At 49.9% G+C, this 19198-nt stretch carries 19 protein-coding genes; 2 read left to right on the top strand and 17 right to left on the bottom strand.

What is annotated here, in order from left to right; genetic code table 11:
* Positions 1-55 precede the first annotated feature (55 nt).
* The 6 genes from ptsP to auxA form a co-directional block, all read right to left on the bottom strand.
* Positions 56-1783: a phosphoenolpyruvate--protein phosphotransferase gene (gene ptsP, locus GQ671_RS00280; protein ID WP_160650893.1), complete on the bottom strand. Its 1728-nt coding sequence runs from the start codon at positions 1781-1783 to the stop codon at positions 56-58.
* Positions 1783-2049: a phosphocarrier protein HPr gene (locus GQ671_RS00275; protein WP_145284977.1), complete on the bottom strand. Its 267-nt coding sequence runs from the start codon at positions 2047-2049 to the stop codon at positions 1783-1785. The genes ptsP and GQ671_RS00275 overlap by 1 nt, the downstream gene beginning before the upstream one ends.
* A 227-nt stretch (positions 2050-2276) precedes the next feature.
* Positions 2277-2729 carry a hypothetical protein gene (locus tag GQ671_RS00270; RefSeq protein WP_160650888.1) on the bottom strand — a complete coding sequence of 151 codons (453 nt, stop codon included), beginning with the start codon at positions 2727-2729 and terminating at the stop codon, positions 2277-2279.
* Positions 2730-2806: 77 nt separating this feature from the next.
* A complete protein-coding gene (locus tag GQ671_RS00265) occupies positions 2807-3985 on the bottom strand; it encodes a class I SAM-dependent rRNA methyltransferase (RefSeq protein WP_160650885.1) in 1179 nt (392 codons plus the stop codon).
* On the bottom strand, positions 3982-4887 hold the full coding sequence (gene hutG, locus GQ671_RS00260) for a formimidoylglutamase (RefSeq protein ID WP_160650884.1): 906 nt from the start codon (positions 4885-4887) through the stop codon (positions 3982-3984). The genes GQ671_RS00265 and hutG overlap by 4 nt, the downstream gene beginning before the upstream one ends.
* Positions 4884-6104, bottom strand: a complete 1221-nt coding sequence (gene auxA, locus GQ671_RS00255; RefSeq protein WP_160650882.1) for a lipoteichoic acid stability factor AuxA — start codon at positions 6102-6104, stop codon at positions 4884-4886. The genes hutG and auxA overlap by 4 nt, the downstream gene beginning before the upstream one ends.
* Before the next feature lie 190 nt (positions 6105-6294).
* Between auxA and GQ671_RS00250 the strand changes: the two genes are divergently transcribed.
* The gene (locus GQ671_RS00250; protein WP_160650879.1) at positions 6295-6585 is read left to right on the top strand and encodes a hypothetical protein; all 291 of its coding nucleotides are present in this window, start codon (positions 6295-6297) and stop codon (positions 6583-6585) included.
* A 55-nt stretch (positions 6586-6640) separates the two neighbouring features.
* On the opposite strand, the gene purD is transcribed toward GQ671_RS00250, so the two are convergent.
* Genes purD through purE form a run of 11 tightly spaced genes read right to left on the bottom strand, consistent with a single transcriptional unit; the run spans position 6641 to position 17786 of the window.
* Positions 6641-7885, bottom strand: coding sequence for a phosphoribosylamine--glycine ligase (purD, locus tag GQ671_RS00245; protein WP_160650875.1), 1245 nt, complete (start codon positions 7883-7885; stop codon positions 6641-6643).
* Positions 7886-7942: 57 nt separating this feature from the next.
* Positions 7943-9421, bottom strand: a complete 1479-nt coding sequence (purH, locus tag GQ671_RS00240) for a bifunctional phosphoribosylaminoimidazolecarboxamide formyltransferase/IMP cyclohydrolase (RefSeq protein WP_160650872.1) — start codon at positions 9419-9421, stop codon at positions 7943-7945.
* Positions 9402-9989 carry a phosphoribosylglycinamide formyltransferase gene (purN, locus tag GQ671_RS00235; protein ID WP_170288595.1) on the bottom strand — a complete coding sequence of 196 codons (588 nt, stop codon included), beginning with the start codon at positions 9987-9989 and terminating at the stop codon, positions 9402-9404. The genes purH and purN overlap by 20 nt, the downstream gene beginning before the upstream one ends.
* Positions 9979-11001, bottom strand: a complete 1023-nt coding sequence (purM, locus tag GQ671_RS00230) for a phosphoribosylformylglycinamidine cyclo-ligase (RefSeq protein WP_160650869.1) — start codon at positions 10999-11001, stop codon at positions 9979-9981. The genes purN and purM overlap by 11 nt, the downstream gene beginning before the upstream one ends.
* Position 11002: 1 nt before the next feature.
* The gene (gene purF / locus GQ671_RS00225; RefSeq protein ID WP_160650867.1) at positions 11003-12421 is read right to left on the bottom strand and encodes an amidophosphoribosyltransferase; all 1419 of its coding nucleotides are present in this window, start codon (positions 12419-12421) and stop codon (positions 11003-11005) included.
* Positions 12400-14577, bottom strand: a complete 2178-nt coding sequence (purL, locus tag GQ671_RS00220) for a phosphoribosylformylglycinamidine synthase subunit PurL (protein WP_160650864.1) — start codon at positions 14575-14577, stop codon at positions 12400-12402. Before purL ends, purF begins: the two co-directional genes overlap by 22 nt.
* Positions 14561-15238, bottom strand: coding sequence for a phosphoribosylformylglycinamidine synthase subunit PurQ (gene purQ, locus GQ671_RS00215; RefSeq protein ID WP_160650861.1), 678 nt, complete (start codon positions 15236-15238; stop codon positions 14561-14563). Before purQ ends, purL begins: the two co-directional genes overlap by 17 nt.
* Positions 15238-15495: a phosphoribosylformylglycinamidine synthase subunit PurS gene (gene purS, locus GQ671_RS00210; RefSeq protein ID WP_160650858.1), complete on the bottom strand. Its 258-nt coding sequence runs from the start codon at positions 15493-15495 to the stop codon at positions 15238-15240. Before purS ends, purQ begins: the two co-directional genes overlap by 1 nt.
* Positions 15495-16199, bottom strand: a complete 705-nt coding sequence (gene purC, locus GQ671_RS00205; protein WP_160650855.1) for a phosphoribosylaminoimidazolesuccinocarboxamide synthase — start codon at positions 16197-16199, stop codon at positions 15495-15497. The genes purS and purC overlap by 1 nt, the downstream gene beginning before the upstream one ends.
* On the bottom strand, positions 16196-17317 hold the full coding sequence (purK, locus tag GQ671_RS00200) for a 5-(carboxyamino)imidazole ribonucleotide synthase (RefSeq protein ID WP_246153068.1): 1122 nt from the start codon (positions 17315-17317) through the stop codon (positions 16196-16198). The genes purC and purK overlap by 4 nt, the downstream gene beginning before the upstream one ends.
* Positions 17304-17786, bottom strand: coding sequence for a 5-(carboxyamino)imidazole ribonucleotide mutase (gene purE, locus GQ671_RS00195; protein WP_160650849.1), 483 nt, complete (start codon positions 17784-17786; stop codon positions 17304-17306). The genes purK and purE overlap by 14 nt, the downstream gene beginning before the upstream one ends.
* Before the next feature lie 283 nt (positions 17787-18069).
* Here purE and GQ671_RS00190 point away from each other — a divergent pair, with 283 nt between their 5' ends.
* Positions 18070-18921 (top strand): bifunctional 5,10-methylenetetrahydrofolate dehydrogenase/5,10-methenyltetrahydrofolate cyclohydrolase, encoded by an 852-nt coding sequence (locus GQ671_RS00190; protein ID WP_160650846.1) that lies wholly within the window; start codon positions 18070-18072, stop codon positions 18919-18921.
* Positions 18922-19198: the final 277 nt, after the last annotated feature.

The raw sequence follows: 19198 nt of genomic DNA, 5'->3' as shown, positions 1-19198 counted from the left end.
TTATAACAAGATAATAAGAAAAACACGCATGGTAATATACCATGCGTGCTCAAAATTATGCTCTTTGTGTATATTCTTCTACAAGTGCAAGTACTTCTTCAGTGCTGCTGCACTCGACTGCCGCCTGTGCCAGACGTTCCATGTCCGTCTTCTTGAGTTCCGAAATCTGCTTGCGCGCCTTCAGAATAGAAGATGCACTCATGGAGAACTCATCCAGACCAAGACCGACGAGCAACGGTACTGCATGGGCGTCCCCGGCCATTTCTCCACACATGCCAGCCCATTTGCCCTCTTTATGCGCTGCATCGATGACCATTTTGATCAGTCTGAGCAGTGCCGGGTGGTGCGGCTGGTAAAGATAGCTGACAGATTCATTCATGCGGTCTGCAGCCATTGTATACTGGATCAGATCGTTGGTGCCGATTGAGAAGAAATCGACAACTTTTGCGAACTGGTCCGCAATGATTGCAGCTGAAGGGATTTCGATCATGATACCGACTTCGATGTCTTCCTTGACCTTCTCACCTTCGTCAACCAGCTTATCCTTCTCTTCTATGAGCATTGCTTTCGCACGATTGAATTCATCGATTGTTGCAATCATAGGGAACATGATCTTCAGGTTGCCGTGCTGTCCTGCACGCAGCAGTGCACGCAATTGTGTTCTGAACAGGTCCTGGTTATCCAGTGCCATACGAATCGCACGGTATCCGAGGAAAGGATTCATCTCCTTAGGAAGATCCATGTAAGGCAGTTCCTTATCTCCCCCGATATCGATTGTACGTACAACAACCGGCTTGTCGCCCATATCCTTCAGAACTTTCTTGTAGGCTTCATACTGCTCATCTTCCGTAGGCAGTTCGTTTCTGCCCATATAGAGGAATTCAGTACGGTAGAGACCGATGCCTTCGGCACCATTGGATTTGACGCCGTCAAGATCGTCCGGTGTACCGATGTTGGCAGCAAGCTCGACTGAAATGCCATCCATCGTCTTACTCGGTTCATCCACAAGCTTCTGAAGTTCAGCTTTTTCTTCCTGAACTTTCGCTTCCTTATCCTGATAGACGAGTACTTCCTCTTCTGTCGGGTTGATGATGACTTCACCGGCACTGCCATCAACGATGATATGATCGCCGACATTTGCAAGCTCCGTAATCTCCTTCGTACCGACTACCGCCGGAATTTCAAGAGAACGGGACATGATTGCCGAGTGTGAAGTACGTCCACCGACGTTCGTTACAAACCCTTTGACGAAGTTCTTATCAAGCTGTGCTGTGTCGGAAGGTGTCAGATCCTCCGCTACAATGACGACCGGTGTGTCGATCTTGCTTGGATCGGGAAGTTCCTTGCCAAGCATGTGTGCAAGCACACGCTTTGAAACATCCTTGATGTCCGCCGCACGTTCCTGCATATATTCATTGTCCATATTTTCAAAAATGGCCACGAACTGGTCTCTCGTTTCCAGAAGTGCCTGAGGCGCACTCTTCTGGTCATTGCAGATATGGGATTCGATCGGTCCGAGAAACTCCGGATCATCGAGCACAAGCAGGTGTGCATCGAAGATGGCAGCATGCTCAGGTCCTACCGATTCCTCCGCATGGTTTCTGATTCTTGTAATTTCCACTTTCGATTGGTTGAAAGCAGCTTTGAAGCGCTCGACTTCCGCGTCTTCCTGCCCGGCGTCGATTGATTTATTGTCAAAAGACAGGTCCGGCTCTTCCAGTGAGTATACGGGTGCAATTGCTACACCATCACTCGCACCAATCCCTTTGAGAATTTTCGACATCAGTCGGTCAGTCCCTCTTTGGAAAGTGTTTCAGTAATCGCTTCAATAGCCTCAGTTTCATCTTTACCTTCAGCATAGACTGTTACTTCAGAGTCCTTGCCTACACCAAGTGACATAACGCCCATGATGGATTTTAAATTCACCTTTTTACTGTTGTATTCCAATTGGATGTCAGCATCATATTTGGATGCTGTCTGTACGAGAATGGTTGCTGGTCTTGCATGAATTCCTGTTTCGTCTGTAATGAGATAAGATTTTTGTTCCATTGCGTTAGTCTCCTTTAGAATGCGTTATAATATTACATGATAAGCACACATGTTTAGCAACATTATACCATGTATGCCAACGATATTCTAATATACCACCATCAAACATAGCGTAAACTTTTTCACTATCTGGCCCACATGGGACACTTTTCACATATGAATGGATAAATGTGCCAAATAAAGACCCCTTTCAGAAATACCTGTTCTCTGAAAAGGGTCATCGTCTATTAGACTGTCTGATTTCTGGCTGCTTCTGCACATTTGTCCACGTAGTCATGCCCGAGCTTTTTCATCAGCATATAGCTGACACCAGCACCAAGTGCATTGGTGGCGAGAGGCGCCAGACCGAATTTGGCCACTTTCGAGTTCTTGGCAGCACCTTTGAACAGGAATTTGGAAGTATTGCGGCCGACAAACTCGCTGCCCATGCTTGTAGCCATCACAAGCGCCCTGTTCATAAGGTCATCGGACAGTTCATTCACCTGTTTGTGGTCGAGTTCGAAAATCTCTTCAGCTTCGCTTCTGATATCCTTCATCAACTTCATATCTGTACCAATATCAAGCAATGGAATCGGCAGCACTGCGGCAATCGAGGAATAAAGTGCTTTTTTATTCACCATTTCGCGTGCTTCCTGTTCCTTGATCTGTATTTCATTCTCAGTGAGCGGTTGGGCACCCATCGTCAAAACCCCTTTACAGTTTAATTTGAGCGTTGTCGTTTGAGTATACCCGTTCTACCTTGATGATAATCAAATCCCTAACTGTGGATCTGTACAGTGACCACTTTGAGGTACTTGCCGCTCTTATAGCCCTTGGCTGTCGGAAAGTCTTTCGGCAACCCTTTAACATCTGTAAGCGTGTAGGCATGACCCGCTTCGGTGAGCGTCCTGTCGACCTGCTTCTTGAACTGGTTCAATGTCGTACTCTCCAGATTCTGGCTCAATATCAGATGGCCATTCGGTTTCAGTATTTTCAAAGCTTCCTTGATCAGTTTGGGGAAGTCGCGTTCAACTTTGAAGACTTTCTTGCCGACACGCGCAAAGCTTGGCGGATCGATCAGTATGGCATCAAAGTGATGCTTGTTCCTTGCCGCATAGCCCAGATATTCGAATGCTTCCATTATATAGATGTTCTGCCCGTCGGTCGACAGGTTGCTCACATTGAAATTCTCTGTAATGAGCTCACGGCTCCGCTTCGCCAGATCCACACTTGTCGTCGTCATGCCGCCCTCTTTGGCCGCAACGGAAAATGTACCGCTATAGGCAAACATGTTCAGGAATGATTTGGCCTGATAGGCGTTCTGTACCAGCGCTTTCCGTGTTTCCCTCTGGTCCAGGAACAGCCGCGTCATTGGACCTTCATCGAGATTCACACTGTAGGTCACTCCCGACTCGAGGACTGTAATCGGAAACTCGACATTACCCGTGATCCGGCGGTTCTTCACTTCCAATTTACCCTGGTCGCTGAAGCGCGTCTGCTCCGTGATGGAATCCGGATTGAGCTCTACCATCAGCGTTTTGATGATGAGGTCACGGATCTTGTAGATGCCGCGGGAATAGAATGTGATGAGCAGATGGTCATCATAATTATCGACAGTAAGGCCCCCGATGCCGTCACCAATCTCATTGAATAGACGGAAAGCCGTCGTATCCGTCTGGTTGTATAGGGGTGTGCGTTTTTCGATCGCATCCCTGATGCGTTTTTCGATGAATTTATCATCAATCGGTTCCTGCTCATCATGGGTCAATATCCATCCAAGTGTCTTCTGTTCGAAGCTCAGCATGGCGATTCCGATCAGCTTGCCGAACGGATCCTCAACCCTGACAATCTCACCGTCCTTAAGAAACGTATCGTCACTCAGATCATCTCTGTCGATATTCAGCTGACCGTGAATGTATGGCCGTTCATAGCCTTTTTTCAATTGTATCGTATTCATTGGAATGTCTCCCTCTCTGTCATAAAACTATGGAATAGGCTTGCTGCCAGACTGCTTGTCCGATCATCGATATCAAGGGCAGGTGCCACTTCACTGATGTCGAAGCTTGTCAGATTTTCAAGTTTGGCAAGTTGTGCTACCATATCATGAATTTCACATGCCGTATAGCCGTTCTGCGCAGGTGCGCTTGTTCCTGGCGCCACGCTCTGCTGGACGGAATCCATGCACAGTGTCGCAAATACAGCATCGTATTCCTTGAGTTCCTCCAGTACACGGGTGTAGACATCCGTGTTCCGCACTTCGTTCATCAGTGCGTATCGCACACCGAAGCGGTCTGCCGTACGAAACAGGCTTGCTGTGTTTCCGGATTCTTGAATGCCGAAGACGTAATAGTCGATATCCGGGTCATCCGAAAGGATCTGATGAAACATTGTGCCTGAAGACGGCTGTTCGTCTCTAAGATCGAAGTGCGCATCGAAGTTGACGACAGCAAGCTTCTTATCCGGGAATGCCTGCCTTACCCCGAGGTAGTGCCCATACAGTGTTTCATGTCCGCCGCCGATGATGAGTGGGAACTGGTTGTTCGACAGCACTGCCGCAACACTTTGACCGAGTGCCGTCTGGGACGCTTCCAGGTCGTGGTCTCCGAGGATGCTGCCGTAGTCGAATACCGGTTTCTCGTAGGGCATCGATGCGAGCTTCTGCCGTACAACGACCGGTCCGTCGAAAGCCCCCCGGCGGCCTTTATTACGCTTCACACCTTCTTCGGAGCGGAAACCGATGAATACCGGCGCACCGCTTGGCGTGCTGCTGTCCCACTGGCTTATGACCTGGTGGAGCCGCTCTTTGATTTCCGGGTTGTCCACCCTGCCCGCATAGTCATGCTGTTCGATATTTTTCATTTTCGTCCTCCCTTATCAAATTCCTTGAATATGCTGATGATCAGAAGCGGTGTGGTCAGCATCACAAGAAGAATGTTGAACGGCAGTATGAAGAGCGACAGTTCCACATCCTTGAATACCGTAATATACAGACTGACCGTCACTTTAAGCCACAGTGCGGTGATGAAGATCATCTGCCTGTGGTAGAACCTGTTTTGGGTCATATTGAAGAACGTAGTAAAAAGATAGGCCACTGCAAGCGCCAGAGATAGGAACAGATTGACCCATTCATATATATACTGCATATCCGACAGGTTGAAGTAGCCTTCCGTGAAGACACCTTGACGGTTGTTGAACTCGATGAGGATGAAAATCAACACGAGCGCACCGAGCAGCAGCTCGATATAGTTCGGCTTCAGCCAGGATGGAATTTCAATTTCCATGAACTGCTTCACTCTCTGCAGAAGTCCATTGCGCACGTCGTACAGCTGTTTTGAAAATCGGAGGTATTCATCCGGATGCAGCCTGCGGCGCTTGTGCTGCCGTGAAAGGGTCGCCGCGTCCCCTTTTTTCGGTTTTTTAAGCAGGTTTTTCGATTTCGAGAGGAACACGCCCACCCACAGCGCCATCAGTGACAGTATCCAGATGATCGCAAAGAACATGTCGATCGACAGGACGTCAGTCGGAGACAGCGTCTTTTCTATAGTCGAATACACTGCATTCTGTGTGAAGAAGTAGGCCAGTCCGTAGAAGAACAGGATGACCATATAATGCTCCTTGCGGTGTCTCGGATCCAGATGCTCATTGAAGATGCTGTAGAGCATATGGACGACGAATGCGAGCATGAAGAACAGTGCAAACCAGCCATATACCTGGAACATCAGCAGTGTGGTCATCAGGAACAGCACGAAAGAAAGACCTATGAAGAAAAGAGAAAGACTTGTATCATATTCGGTCGTCCGCCGGATGAGCTGTGCAATCTTGAACATCCCGATACCAAAAAGAATGAGCAGAATGCCTGCTATGATCGGAAAACCACCGATGACGATGCCGAGTATATTGATGACTTCTACAAAAAATGCATTGAACAGATCGAAGAACGTCTCGATCCTGGAAATTTCCAATGCCTCTCCTCTGATCCTGCCTGCATTAAATAGGATGAACAATCCCAATATGACAAAAAACACTCCAAGAAGAATGCTTATAATTACTTCACTTTGCTGTTTCAACCATTTCATTTTCATTTCACCTCAATATCCCTCCCCATTATAGAGGATTTGGTGGTCGAATGCATCGAATCCTCATTTCATCGAAATAAATATTCTTTATTTTGTTTAATGATCGGGAGTGCGGGGTATCTCTCAACTAACAGCAGATAAGAAATAATAATATATGATATCAAAACAGTACTTACAGGAGTGATTTGAAGTGAACTTTGACGATAAAGAACAAGAAGAGAAGAAACAGGAGCAGAATGCACCGACGAAGGAGAATCCAGCAGAAGGCATGGATACAGAAGCGGATAGGGACACTGAGGGCAACAGCGGTGATCAGAAATCCGATATTGAAGATGCAGCAAAGGAAGCACGCACCAAAGAGAACCCTGCAGATGATATCGACACGGAAGCGGACAGGAAAGTTGATAAGGGCAAGGATCAGGAGAGAGATGAATCCGGGTCCAAGAAGACTGAAGATGAAATCCAGGATTCATTCGAATAATAATATAATGCGCTGCCAGAACTTCTGGCAGCGCATTTTTATTGCCTGATATCAACTATTTTATTGCGTGACGTCCTATATCCCGACGGATGAAGAGTTCGTCTTCATTGAATTTCACCTGATCGACATTAGTGTAGGCCGAATCAATCGCCGCCTCTATCGTTTGGCCTTCACCTGTAACAAGCAGTACTCTGCCGCCACTTGTCACCCAGGTGTCTTCTTCCTGCCTGAGACCACTGACAAAGCTCTTCTCACGCACAGCCTCAAAGTCAAGGGCATTTCCCTTGTCATAGGCGTCCGGATACCCTGCGCTGGCAAGCATGACGCCGACTTTAAAACCAGGAGAGAACGTCAATGTGAATGCTTCTTTTCTGCCCACTTTTTCAAGTACATCAACAAGGTCGTCTTCCATCAGTGACAGGAGGATCTGAGCTTCAGGATCGCCGAAGCGAGCATTGAATTCAATGGTTTTTACCCCATTTTCCGTGACGATGGCACCCAGATATAGTACACCGAAATAGTCTAGGCCTTCTTTGACCATCGCTTCAGCCATCGGCTTGATGATGCGGTCCACCGCTTCCTGACGGACACTTTCCGGGATATGTGTGACCGGTGCATAGGCACCCATGCCACCGGTGTTCGGTCCTTCGTCATTATCGAACGCACGCTTATGGTCCTGGGCAATGATTTCAAATGAATGCGTGTAGTCCCCATTGACGAGCACCATCAGGGAAAACTCCTCCCCTTCCAGAAACTCCTCGATGACAATCGGTGCATCGGAATCCGACATCAGTGCATCAAGTCCCGCGAGCGCCTCATCCATATCGGTAGCTACAATGACACCTTTGCCGGCAGCCAGACCATCCTTTTTCAGAACAATGGGCGCACCGACGGATTCTATGTATGCGTACGCAGCATCATAATCTGTGAATGCCTTGTAACTTGCTGTCGGTATATCATACTTCTCCATGATATTTTTAGTGAAGGCTTTGGAAGATTCAATCTTGGCCTCTTCTTTCCTCGGACCAAATACTTTGATGTTCCGTGACTCCAAGTAATCTGCAATACCCTCGCTGAGAGGTGCTTCCGGTCCAACAACCACCCACTCCACCTGCTTGCTGCTGCACAGTTCAGCTATTGCCTGAAAGTCGGTCTCCCCAATTTCAGGTACGACCTCGGCAATATCACGCATGCCATCATTCCCGGGGATCGCATAGATCGTTTCGACACGATCGGACTGGGCAAATTTCCTGACCAGGGCATGTTCCCTGCCCCCGCCACCAATTACTGCAACATTCATCTTTACTGCTCCCTTCATTTTAAAAAATAAATAGCCGGATCTCTCCGGCTCATATATCTAGTGCTTGAAGTGCCTCATGCCTGTAAAGACCATCGACATGCCATTTTCGTTGCAGAAATCGATGGATTCCTGATCGCGCTTCGATCCGCCCGGCTGAATGACTGCACGGATGCCATTTTCATGCGCAAGCTCGACACTATCCGGCATCGGGAAGAAGCCATCGCTGGCCATCACAACATTGCCGCCGAGTTCAAGTGCACGGTCGATGGCAATCTCGAGCGCACCCACACGGTTCATCTGTCCAGCTCCGATACCAACGGTCTGTTTTTCATTTGCCAGCACAATCGCGTTGCTCTTCACATGCTTTGAAACTTCCCATGCCAGTGCCATCGCAGCCATCTGGTCGCGTGACGGCTTTTCTTCCGTCACCACTTTGATATCAGATTCATCAAGCGCACCGGTATCCTGCGTCTGGACAAGATAACCACCTGATACACTGACGAACTCCTCTGCATGCGAATCTTCATGGTAGTCCGCTTCAAGCAGCCGGATATTCTTCTTCTGTGTCAGGATTTCAAGCGCCGCCTCATCGTAGGATGGGGCGATGATGACTTCAAGGAAGATGGAATGCAACTGTTCAGCCGTCTCACGGTCCACCGTCTTATTCAGCGCAACAATGCCGCCGAAGATGGACTGGCTGTCCGCTTCATGTGCATTTCTGAATGCTTCAGAGATGGTTTCTCCCGTGCCGACGCCACACGGATTCATGTGTTTGACAGCAACCGCAACCGGCATCGTGAACTTTTTGGCCAGCTGGAATGCGGCATCCGCATCACGGATGTTGTTGTAGGACAACGCCTTGCCGTGCAGGACATCTGCATTCAGTATTGTATTGCGATCTTCAGTCGTCCGGACGAGACGCGCCGCCTGATGCGGGTTTTCGCCGTAGCGGAGCGTTTCTTCGGCTTGGCTGAAGTGGTTGACGATCGCCTGGTCGTAGTCGTTCGTATGACGGAATACCTTGACCATCAGCGAACGGCGATATGCCTCATCAAGCATATTCGATTCGATGCGCTGGATGATCTCACCGTAGTCTTCAGGAGAGACGATGGTTGTCACATGCTTGAAGTTTTTAGCGGCTGCACGCAACATCGTCGGTCCACCGATATCGATATTCTCGACCGCTTCCGATTCAGAAACATCTTCCTTGGCAACCGTCTCCTTGAACGGATAGAGATTGACAGCCACAAGATCGATAAGGGAAATGTCCTGTGAATCCAGTGCCGCCATATGCTCCGCATTGTCACGGTCGGCCAGAATGCCACCATGGACTGCCGGATGGAGTGTCTTCACACGACCGTCGAGTATTTCCTCGAACCCTGTCAGATCACTGACATTCTTCACTTTCACACCGAAAGATTCAATGACTTTCAAAGTACCACCTGTGGAATAGATTTCGAAATCGTTGCGCGCAAGACCACGAACAAACGGTTCCAGTCCTCTTTTATCGGAAACGCTAATGAGTGCTTTCTTCATCGTCTCTCTCCTTCAAAACTTTTTTGATTGCTGCGGGATAGAGTGCATACTCTACCTTATGGATTTTATTTTCAACGTCTTCAAGTGTATCTCCCGCTTCGATCTGAACCGGGACTTGTGCAATGATCTCACCAGTATCGATGCCTGCATCGACATAATGGATGGTGACACCGGTCACCTTGACCCCATATTCGTAGGCATCCCGGATGCCGTCGCGTCCTTTGAAGCTCGGCAGCAGCGATGGATGCAGGTTGATGATGCGATGATCATAGGTTTCAATGAAGTGCGGTGACAGAATACGCATGAAGCCTGCCAGCAGCACATAGGAAACGTCATGTGCCGACAGTGTCTCGAGTATTGCCGCTTCATGCGCCGCTTTCGAGTCAAAATCCTTGCGGCTATGTACGTGATGCGGGATGCCGAGGTTCTGTGCCCGGGTAATGGCAAAGGCATCATGCTTATCCGAGATCAGTACGGCAATTTCCATGCCGATCCCGGATGCATGACGTGCCAGATTTTCAAAGTTGGTGCCGCCACCTGAAGCGAGGACGGCCACTCTAATAGCCATGGATCTTAAGACCGCTTCCTTCGGTCACCTGACCGATCAGTTTGGGCGACTCTCCAGCCGACTCCAGAATTTCCATCGTTTCTTCCACATCTGCTTCGCCGACACATAGTATGAATCCGATGCCCATATTGAAGACGTTATAGGCTTCATTCCTATCCATTTCACCGAGCGATGTCAGCCATTCGATGACTTTCGGAATTTGAATGTCCGAAACATCAATATCGATGCCGACATCGTCCGGGAATGCACGCGGTATATTTTCAATGAAACCGCCACCTGTAATATGGCTCATCGCCTTGACATCAATACGGTCGATGACTTTGAGGACACTTTTCACATAGATGCGGGTCGGCGCCATCAGGAGGTCGATGATCGGCGTCCCGTCGATTTCTTCATTGACATCAACAGAATACTTTTCGAGCCATTTTCTGACAAGGCTGTAGCCATTGGAATGGATGCCGCTTGATGGCAGACCGATGATACGGTCACCCGGCCTGGCATCTGAACCATCGATATACCCGGTCTTCTCCACTGCACCGACACTGAATCCGGCGATATCATACTCGCCCTGGCCGTACATGTCGCCCATTTCCGCCGTCTCACCGCCGATCAGTGCACAGCCTGCATCTTCGCAGCCTGCCGCCACACCTTCGACGATATCCGCGATATGCTTCGGCACGACTTTGTTTACAGCAATATAATCCAGGAAATAAAGCGGTTCTGCGCCTGTCGTCAGAATATCATTCACACACATCGCTACAGCATCGATGCCGATGGTCGTATGACGATCATGATCGATGGCAAGCTTCAGCTTGGTGCCGACCCCATCCGTCCCGGAGACGAGCACCGGTGCCTTCATATTCAGCTTGGACAGGTCGAAAGCGGCGCCAAAGCCGCCGAGCCCCCCGATGACTTCCTTGCGCATCGTACGTTTGACATGCGTTCTGATCTGGTTGACTGCCTGGTATCCTGCTTCTATATCCACGCCGGCATCTCTATATTGTTCTGACATGTCAGACCCCTTTCGTTTTCAGATCCTTCTCCTGAGGGAGGAGACGATCGATGATTTCAATTGGATAATTGCCTGTAAAGCACGCATCACACTGGCCTTTTGAGCCATAGGAGTAGTACACATCGTGCATCGCATCCACAGAAAGATACGTCAGCGAGTCCGCACCGATCTCGTCGCGGATCTCTTCTGTCGACTTCGCCGATGCGATGATTTCTGCGTGTGTCGATACATCGATGCCATAGAAGCACGGATTCTTCAGTGGCGGCGAGGATACGCCCATATGCACTTCCTTCGCCCCTGCTTTTTTAAGTGCTTTGACGATGAAGCGGCTGGTCGTCCCCCGGACGATGGAATCATCGATGACGATGACACGCTTACCTTCGACCACATCTCGTACAGGCGACAGCTTCATGCGTACAGCACGCTCTCTTGCTTCCTGCCCCTTTGAAATGAAGGTCCGCCCGACATAGCGGTTCTTGATGAGCCCCTGCTCCTGCGGAACGCCGGAAGCTTCGGAAAATCCTTTCGCTGCTGCCAGACTTGAATCCGGAACACCGATGACGATATCGGCATCAATGTCCATTTCACGCGCCAGCTGCTGGCCGAGTGATTTTCGGATGGTATATGTCGAAGTGCTGCGGAATTCGGAATCTGCACGGGCAAAATAGATGTACTCCATAGAGCATAGGTTGGGCTTTGATACATCGGTGTAGTGATCGAATTCGATGCCCTGCTCATTCAGTGTGATCAGTTCGCCCGGCTCGATGTCGCGGATATAGTCTGCTCCGATGGCTGTGAACGCGCAGGTTTCACTGGCAACACAGTAGGCATCATCGACCATGCCGAGCATGAGTGGACGGACACCGTGGTCATCGAGGGCGATGGTCAGCGAATCCTCATCCAGGATGACGAATGCAAAGGCACCCTTCAACTGGCGCAATGCCGTCTTGATGCGCTGCTTCTTATCCGGACTTTTATTTTTACGGATCAGGTGTGCCAGTACTTCAGAGTCGGAGGACGTCTGGAAGATCGCACCATCGTCTTCCAGCGCTTCGCGTATACTCAGTGCATTGACGAGATTGCCGTTGTGGGCGAGCCCGAGGTCGCCCTTATGGCTTTTGAACAGGAACGGCTGGACATTTGATAGTTCACTGCCGCCTGTTGTTGCATAGCGGACGTGGCCGATTGCATGCGGAAACGTATCGAGCGACATCATCTGTTCTTTGGACAGCGCTTCTGTCAGAAGCCCCATACCGCGTGCGCCGAACAGGAACTCCCCATTCGAGCAGACGATCCCAGCGCCTTCCTGGCCCCGGTGCTGCAGGCTGTGCAGTGCAATATAAGTCAGTTCACTGGCTTGCGGGTGGTTGAAGATTCCAAACACACCGCACTCTTCATTTAATCCACGGATGTCATACATTGTGGAATTGCCCCTTCCCAAATACTTGAAATCGTCTCAGTGCTTCTGTCGATTGTCAGATTGCGTGCTGCAATATGGAATCCTTCATCCGTCAGTCTGCCGATTTCTTTTCCGTCCTTGATCTTCTGTCCGGAAGGTGCAATTACGATATAGCGGGAGGCATTCTCTGCAAAAAGGTCTTCTCCGTCGAGATCGAGTGTCGCATCGATGCCGAGCTGGTGGAATGCCGCAAGCTGTGCCAGTTTGATGGCAATGCCACCACGGCCGACCGGGGCGATTTTTTTCACTTCTTTATTGATGAGACGCGTACGCAGATCCATGCCGCGTGCGTACTCCAGTTCAAGGTCGATATGACGTACCTGCTTTTTAATATCATTGTCGATCAGTTTTTCGATCTGGCTGCCGGCGAATGACTTTTCCGTCTCACCGACAAGATAGATGGCGTCGCCCGATTCGATTTTGAGGTCTGCCATGAAGTTGACATCCTCGATCAGTCCGACCATGCCGATGACCGGTGTCGGAAGGATGGTACCTTTGGATTCATTATACAGGCTGACGTTCCCCGATACGACCGGTGTCGACAATGCTGCACATGCTTCGGCCATGCCGCGGGTGGATTCACCCAGCTGATGATAGATTTCCGGTTTCTCCGGGCTGCCGTAGTTCAGGCAGTCGGTCATCGCAAGCGGAATCGCACCAGTTGAAACGATGCTGCGGAATGTCTGTGCCACTGCTTCCTTGCCGCCGTTCAATGGATCGGCATAGACATAGCGGCTCTTGCCGTCGATGGCCATTGCGATCGCCTTGTCCGTTCCTTCGACACGGACGATGCCGGAGCCGAAACCGGATTTCTGAACAGTATTTGCGCCGACCTGGTTGTCATATTGCTCATATATATAACGTTTCGAGCCATGAGTCGGATGGCCGACCAGTGCATCGAACACTTCGTTCAGATCATGATCTCCATATTGATGATCCGATTCATCCTGAGCCGGTGCTGCACCTTCCAGTATATAGACCGGTGCTTCATCGGACAGTGGCTGAACCGGAATGTCCGCGTATTTTTCACCGTGGAAGAAAAGCTCCAGGCGATCGGTATCGGTCACTTCACCGATGACTGCCGAATCAAGTTCGTAGTTTTCGAACATGGACAAGAACTTGTCCTCGGTGCCCGCTTCAACGACGAGCAGCATACGTTCCTGCGTTTCAGACAGCATCATTTCGTAAGGTGTGATGCCCGCTTCCCGTACCGGCACCTGATCGAGATGAAGTGCAATGCCGGATTCACCTTTGGCTGCCATTTCGGCACTTGAAGATGTGAGACCCGCTGCACCCATGTCCTGGATGCCGACGAGTTCAGGCTGCCTGATTGCGTCGAGTGTCGCTTCCATCAGCTTCTTGCCGGTGAATGGATCACCAATTTGTACGGATGGACGTTTCGATTCGGATTCCTCGGTCAGTTCCTCCGATGCGAAAGTTGCACCATGGATACCGTCGCGTCCTGTTTTCAGTCCGACGTAGATGACTTTGTTGCCGATGCCTTTTGCTGTACCCTTCTGGATCTTATCGTGGTCGATGATGCCGACGCACATTGCATTGACCAGCGGGTTTCCGTCATAGGAGCGGTCGAATTCAACTTCCCCGGAGACGGTCGGGATGCCGATGCAGTTGCCGTAGCCGCCGATGCCTGCAACAACGCCTCGGAGCAGGCGACGGTTATTCGACTCGGTCAGTTCGCCGAAACGCAGTGAATTCAAAAGTCCGATCGGACGTGCGCCGATGGAAACGATATCGCGGATGATGCCGCCAACGCCGGTCGCTGCACCCTGGTAGGGCTCGACAGCTGATGGGTGGTTGTGGGATTCCACTTTGAATACAACCGCCTGGTCATCACCGATATCCACAACACCTGCACCTTCACCAGGTCCCATCAGTACATGTTCACCTGTTGTCGGGAACTGCGTCAGGAAAGGCTTCGAATGCTTATAGGAACAGTGCTCGCTCCACATGACCGAGAAGATGCCTGTTTCCGTGTAGTTCGGCTGTCTGCTGAGAATCTCGACGACCTTGTCATACTCCTGGTCGGAGAGCCCCATATCGGCATATAGTTTTTCTTCCTTTATCACCTGTTCGTTCGGCTCAGTGAATGTAATCATGTTCTGCCTCCCATTCCGTCATTCTTTCAAAAAGTTTCATACCGTCGTCGCTGCCGAGCAGTGCCTCGAGTGCACGCTCCGGATGTGGCATCATGCCGAGGACATTGCCGTTTTCATTGATGATGCCGGCAATATCATTTCTTGAGCCGTTCGGGTTGTCAGTGTAGGTCAGTACAATCTGATTATTCTTCAGGAGCTGTGCATATGTTTCGTCATCACAGTAGTAGTGCCCTTCTCCATGCGCCACCGGATAGACGACTGACTCCTCTTTTTCATATTGGCTCGTAAATGGTGTTTCATTATTTGTGATCGTCAGTGTTTCGTTGCGCGAGATGAAAGTATGCGTATCGTTGAAAATAAGTGCACCCGGCAGGAGGCCGATCTCCGTCAGAATCTGAAATCCGTTGCATACGCCAAGCACCGGCTTGTTGTCTGCCGCCGCCTCTTTGATGGCCGAAGTGATCGGTGCCACACTTGCCATCGCACCACTTCTCAAATAGTCGCCGAATGAAAAGCCGCCTGGAATCAGTACACCATCGAACTTGGATAGTGAAGTCTCACGGTAGTCGACGTATTCCGCTTCGCCGCCCGCCTTGATGATTGCATTCAGCATATCCCTGTCACAGTTGGAACCTGGAAATCTAATGACTGCGAACTTCATTACTGGGACACCTCTTCAAGTACTTTGTAGGAATACGTTTCGATGACTGTGTTGGTGAACAGTTTCTCCGACAGCTGTCGTACGCTTTCGTCAATTTTCGCGTCATCCGTCTCATCGATGTCGAAATAGAGCACCTTGCCGACACGGATGTTGTTGATTTCATCATGATCCAGTTCGTGCACCGCACGATTCAGTGCTTCACCTTGCGTATCCAGTACTTGTGGTTTCAATGTAACGATCAGTTCTACTTTTTTCATTATTTTAGGGCCTCCATCTTGTTATAGAATTCACTGTACGTATCGAGTAGTGAGCCGGTGCTGTTACGGTAGACATCCTTATCGAAGTTCTCTTTCGTCTCCATATCGACGATGCGGCACGTATCCGGGGATATCTCATCCGCCAGTACAATTCTGCCGGCCTTGTCCTTGCCGAACTCTATCTTGAAGTCGATGAGCGACAGCCGCATCTTCTCCATCATGCCTCTCAGCACTTCATTTATTTTCAAAGCCGCTGTTTTAAGCGACTCGATTTCTTCACGTGTTGCGAGGTCGAGCATTTCCACATGGGCATCCGTCAGAATCGGATCGTTCAATTCATCCTTCTTGTAATAGAATTCGACGAGTGGCGGCGTCATCGGCTGATAGGGTTCAAGTCCAAGCCGTTTGACGATGCTGCCGGATGCAAAGTTGCGAACGACCACTTCAAGCGGGATGATCTCGACCGAACGGACCAGCTGCTCTGTTTCGCTGATGCGTTCGATGAAATGGGAATCGACATCATGGTCGGCCATATATTGGAAGATGTCGGAAGAGATCAGGTTATTGAGCCTGCCCTTGCCTGTCAGGAAATCATGCTTCTCACCGTTGCCGGCCGTCACTTCATCCTTGTATTCGATGCGGTAGACATCTTCCGTCTCCGTCCGGTAGACCCTTTTTGCCTTGCCTTCATATAAAAGCATCATGCTTCGACTCCCTTGATAAAATTTTTCTCCAATTTGTCCAGTGTATTTTCCAGATCGTCTGTCAGCACTGTGACGTGACCCATCTTGCGCGCAGGCTTACGTCCGTTTTTGCCATAGACGTGAACATGCCAGTCGGGTTCGGTGAACAGCTTATCTTCAAGACGATCAAGGTCATCACTGAGCAGGTTCATCATGACTGCCTCCTGGTGCTGGTAGACGTCAGGCATCGGATGGTCGAGAATCGCCAGGATATGGGCATCGAACTGGCTGATGTTGCATGACTCGATTGTATGGTGTGCCGAGTTATGCGGTCTTGGTGCAATTTCATTCACATACAGTCTTCCATCCTGATCAATGAAGCATTCGACCGTGAACACTCCGACGAAATGCATGGCATCCATGATCTTGTCGACCGCCGCTTTCGCTTCATCCATATAATCTACACGTGCGGGTGCAATCGTACGATAGAGGATCTGGTCCTTATGCAGATTCTCCTGCAGAGGAAAATGAATGACCTGTCCGCTTACGCTGCGTGCCACAGTCAGTGACACTTCCCGCTCGAGCTTCAAATACTTCTCCACCACCCATTCCGCTTCATCAAAAGGAATGTCCAGTGTGCTGAGCTCGTCTTCCGTCTCGATCAGCATCTGGCCTTTGCCATCATATCCGCCGGTCGTCGTCTTGACGATGACGGGGAACCCGTGGTTGCTGATGAACTGTTCGAGCTGATCCTTGCCTGCCAGTTTTTCGTAAGGTACGATGTCGGCACCTGAATTTTGGATCGCCGTCTTCTCGAGGTCACGGTTCTGGAGTGTCAGCACCGTCTCAGCGCCTTGCGGCACATGATAGTCATTTACGAGTGTACGCAAGATGTGAGCGTCTATATTTTCAAATTCATATGTCACCACATCGGAAAGTTCGCATAGCTGCTTCAATGCATCAAAATCGCTGAATGCTGCATGGATGAATGTATGGCAGGTGCTGCGCGCCGGTGCATCTTCCGAAGGGTCCAGAACGGCGACTTTATAGCCCATTCTGAGCGCGCTCTGCGCCAGCATCTTTCCGAGCTGTCCGCCGCCGATGATACCGATCGTGCCACCCAGTCTAATTGAGGTCATTCTGCATCGCCTCCACTTTCTCTTCCAATGAAGCCGTGTATGCCTCAAGACGTTCATATAGTTCGGAATTGTCTACAGCAAGCATCCTTGCTGCCAGTATGCCGGCGTTCGTGCTGCCCGCCTTGCCGATTGCCGTCGTAGCAACCGGAATGCCACCGGGCATCTGGACGATGGACAGGAGTGAATCAAGTCCCTGCAGTGCTTTTGATTCGATGGGCACGCCGATGACCGGTACGTTTGTCATCGATGCCACCATTCCCGGCAGGTGGGCTGCGCCTCCTGCCCCTGCGATGATCACCTTTATTCCGCGTTCACGTGCCGTTTTTGCGTAATCCACCATCATCTCCGGTGTCCGGTGGGCACTTACCACTTTTTTCTCATAAGGCACTGAAAAAGTATCCAGCATATCGCATGCATGCTTCATCGTCGGCCAGTCCGAAGAACTGCCCATAATAATTCCAACTGTCATGAACAAATACCCTCTCTACATTCAGATGTTTTTTTCTCATGTATAGCTTAACAATTCAAATACGGATAATCAACCTAAAAAGCGAACGTTTTTATTTATTTTATATATATAGTTTGTATTTTGTTAAAAAATGGCTTGCAGGAATAAATGAACATACGGTATTATGTGGATTAAATGGGTTTATAGAGTCGGCTCCGTGTTAATGTATTTTCAAATGAATATGGAGATTTACATTAAAGTCATGGATAATGGAATTGGAATATCATTCAGGAGGCGTTTTTAAATGACAGCAGAACTTTTGAACGGCAGGGAAATTGCGAAGTCGTATCGTGCAGGTCTCGCCGAAGAAGTCGAGAAATTGAAAAACTTGGGTATCACCCCGAATCTGACTGTAGTCATTGTCGGAAATGATGGTGCTTCATTGAGCTACGTCCGCTCAAAAAACAAGGCAGCCGAGAAAATCGGCATGGCTTCTGACATCATCCATCTCGATTCAGATATTACGGAATCTGAATTGCTCGATACGATCGATCGTCTGAACAGCGATGATGCGGTCAATGGCATTCTGGTCCAGGTGCCGCTGCCTGAGCAGATCAGTGAAGAGAAAGTGCTTGAAGCAATTGCACCATATAAGGACGTCGATGGTTTTCACCCGATGAACATCGGCAGACTCTATACCGGACAGCGCACATTCGTACCATGCACACCACTCGGCATCATGGAGCTGCTCAAACATACCGGATCACTTGAAGGAAAGGACGTCGCAGTCATCGGACGCTCCCATATCGTCGGCCAGCCCGTTGCCAAGCTGCTGACCGATCAGCATGCGACCGTTACACTGATGCACTCCCGCACACAAGGCATGATTGAAAAACTGAAAAATTATGACATCATCGTCAGTGCTGTAGGTGCGCCAGGACTCGTCACAGGCGCACACCTTAAGGAAGGCGCCATCGTCATCGATGTCGGCAATACCGTCGTCGACGAAAAGCTCGTCGGGGACGTCGACTTCGAATCCGCCAAGGAAGTCGCCGGATTCATCACCCCCGTACCAGGCGGCGTCGGCCCGATGACCATCACAATGGTCCTCAACAATACGCTGCTCGCAGCCAAATGGCATAACGGCATCGAATAGGACAAAACCCCGGATTTCATCTGATTGCGGTCGGATGGAATTCGGGGTTTTTGTCTTTCTGGTTGGAGTGATGGGAGGTACTGACCTCCAATTTGCGCTGACTCAAGCACTCAGTGTACGTTGAGCCTCCAATTTGCGCTGACCCAGACGCTCAGTGTACGTTGGACCTCCAATTTGCGCTGACCCAGACACTCAGTGCACGTTGGGCCTCCAATTTGCATTGACCCGGACACTCAGTGTACGTTGGGCCTCCAATTTGCGCTGACCCAGACACTCA

The organism is Salinicoccus hispanicus, assembly GCF_009831115.1.
GTDB classification, from domain to species: Bacteria; Bacillota; Bacilli; order Staphylococcales; family Salinicoccaceae; genus Salinicoccus; species Salinicoccus hispanicus.
Note: the sequence above shows the minus strand (reverse complement) of the source record. Positions and strands in the feature narration are given on the sequence as shown.

Coding starts and splice junctions, on each gene's coding strand:
- ptsP (WP_160650893.1), bottom strand. CDS start 1,783: ATGTCGAAAATTCTCAAAGGGATTGGTGCGAGTGATGGTGTAGCAATT.
- GQ671_RS00275 (WP_145284977.1), bottom strand. CDS start 2,049: ATGGAACAAAAATCTTATCTCATTACAGACGAAACAGGAATTCATGCA.
- GQ671_RS00270 (WP_160650888.1), bottom strand. CDS start 2,729: ATGGGTGCCCAACCGCTCACTGAGAATGAAATACAGATCAAGGAACAG.
- GQ671_RS00265 (WP_160650885.1), bottom strand. CDS start 3,985: ATGAATACGATACAATTGAAAAAAGGCTATGAACGGCCATACATTCAC.
- hutG (WP_160650884.1), bottom strand. CDS start 4,887: ATGAAAAATATCGAACAGCATGACTATGCGGGCAGGGTGGACAACCCG.
- auxA (WP_160650882.1), bottom strand. CDS start 6,104: ATGAAATGGTTGAAACAGCAAAGTGAAGTAATTATAAGCATTCTTCTT.
- purD (WP_160650875.1), bottom strand. CDS start 7,885: ATGAATGTTGCAGTAATTGGTGGCGGGGGCAGGGAACATGCCCTGGTC.
- purH (WP_160650872.1), bottom strand. CDS start 9,421: ATGAAGAAAGCACTCATTAGCGTTTCCGATAAAAGAGGACTGGAACCG.
- purN (WP_170288595.1), bottom strand. CDS start 9,989: ATGGCTATTAGAGTGGCCGTCCTCGCTTCAGGTGGCGGCACCAACTTT.
- purM (WP_160650869.1), bottom strand. CDS start 11,001: ATGTCAGAACAATATAGAGATGCCGGCGTGGATATAGAAGCAGGATAC.
- purF (WP_160650867.1), bottom strand. CDS start 12,421: ATGTATGACATCCGTGGATTAAATGAAGAGTGCGGTGTGTTTGGAATC.
- purL (WP_160650864.1), bottom strand. CDS start 14,577: ATGATTACATTCACTGAGCCGAACGAACAGGTGATAAAGGAAGAAAAA.
- purQ (WP_160650861.1), bottom strand. CDS start 15,238: ATGAAGTTCGCAGTCATTAGATTTCCAGGTTCCAACTGTGACAGGGAT.
- purS (WP_160650858.1), bottom strand. CDS start 15,495: ATGAAAAAAGTAGAACTGATCGTTACATTGAAACCACAAGTACTGGAT.
- purC (WP_160650855.1), bottom strand. CDS start 16,199: ATGATGCTTTTATATGAAGGCAAGGCAAAAAGGGTCTACCGGACGGAG.
- purK (WP_246153068.1), bottom strand. CDS start 17,317: ATGACCTCAATTAGACTGGGTGGCACGATCGGTATCATCGGCGGCGGA.
- purE (WP_160650849.1), bottom strand. CDS start 17,786: ATGACAGTTGGAATTATTATGGGCAGTTCTTCGGACTGGCCGACGATG.
- GQ671_RS00190 (WP_160650846.1), top strand. CDS start 18,070: ATGACAGCAGAACTTTTGAACGGCAGGGAAATTGCGAAGTCGTATCGT.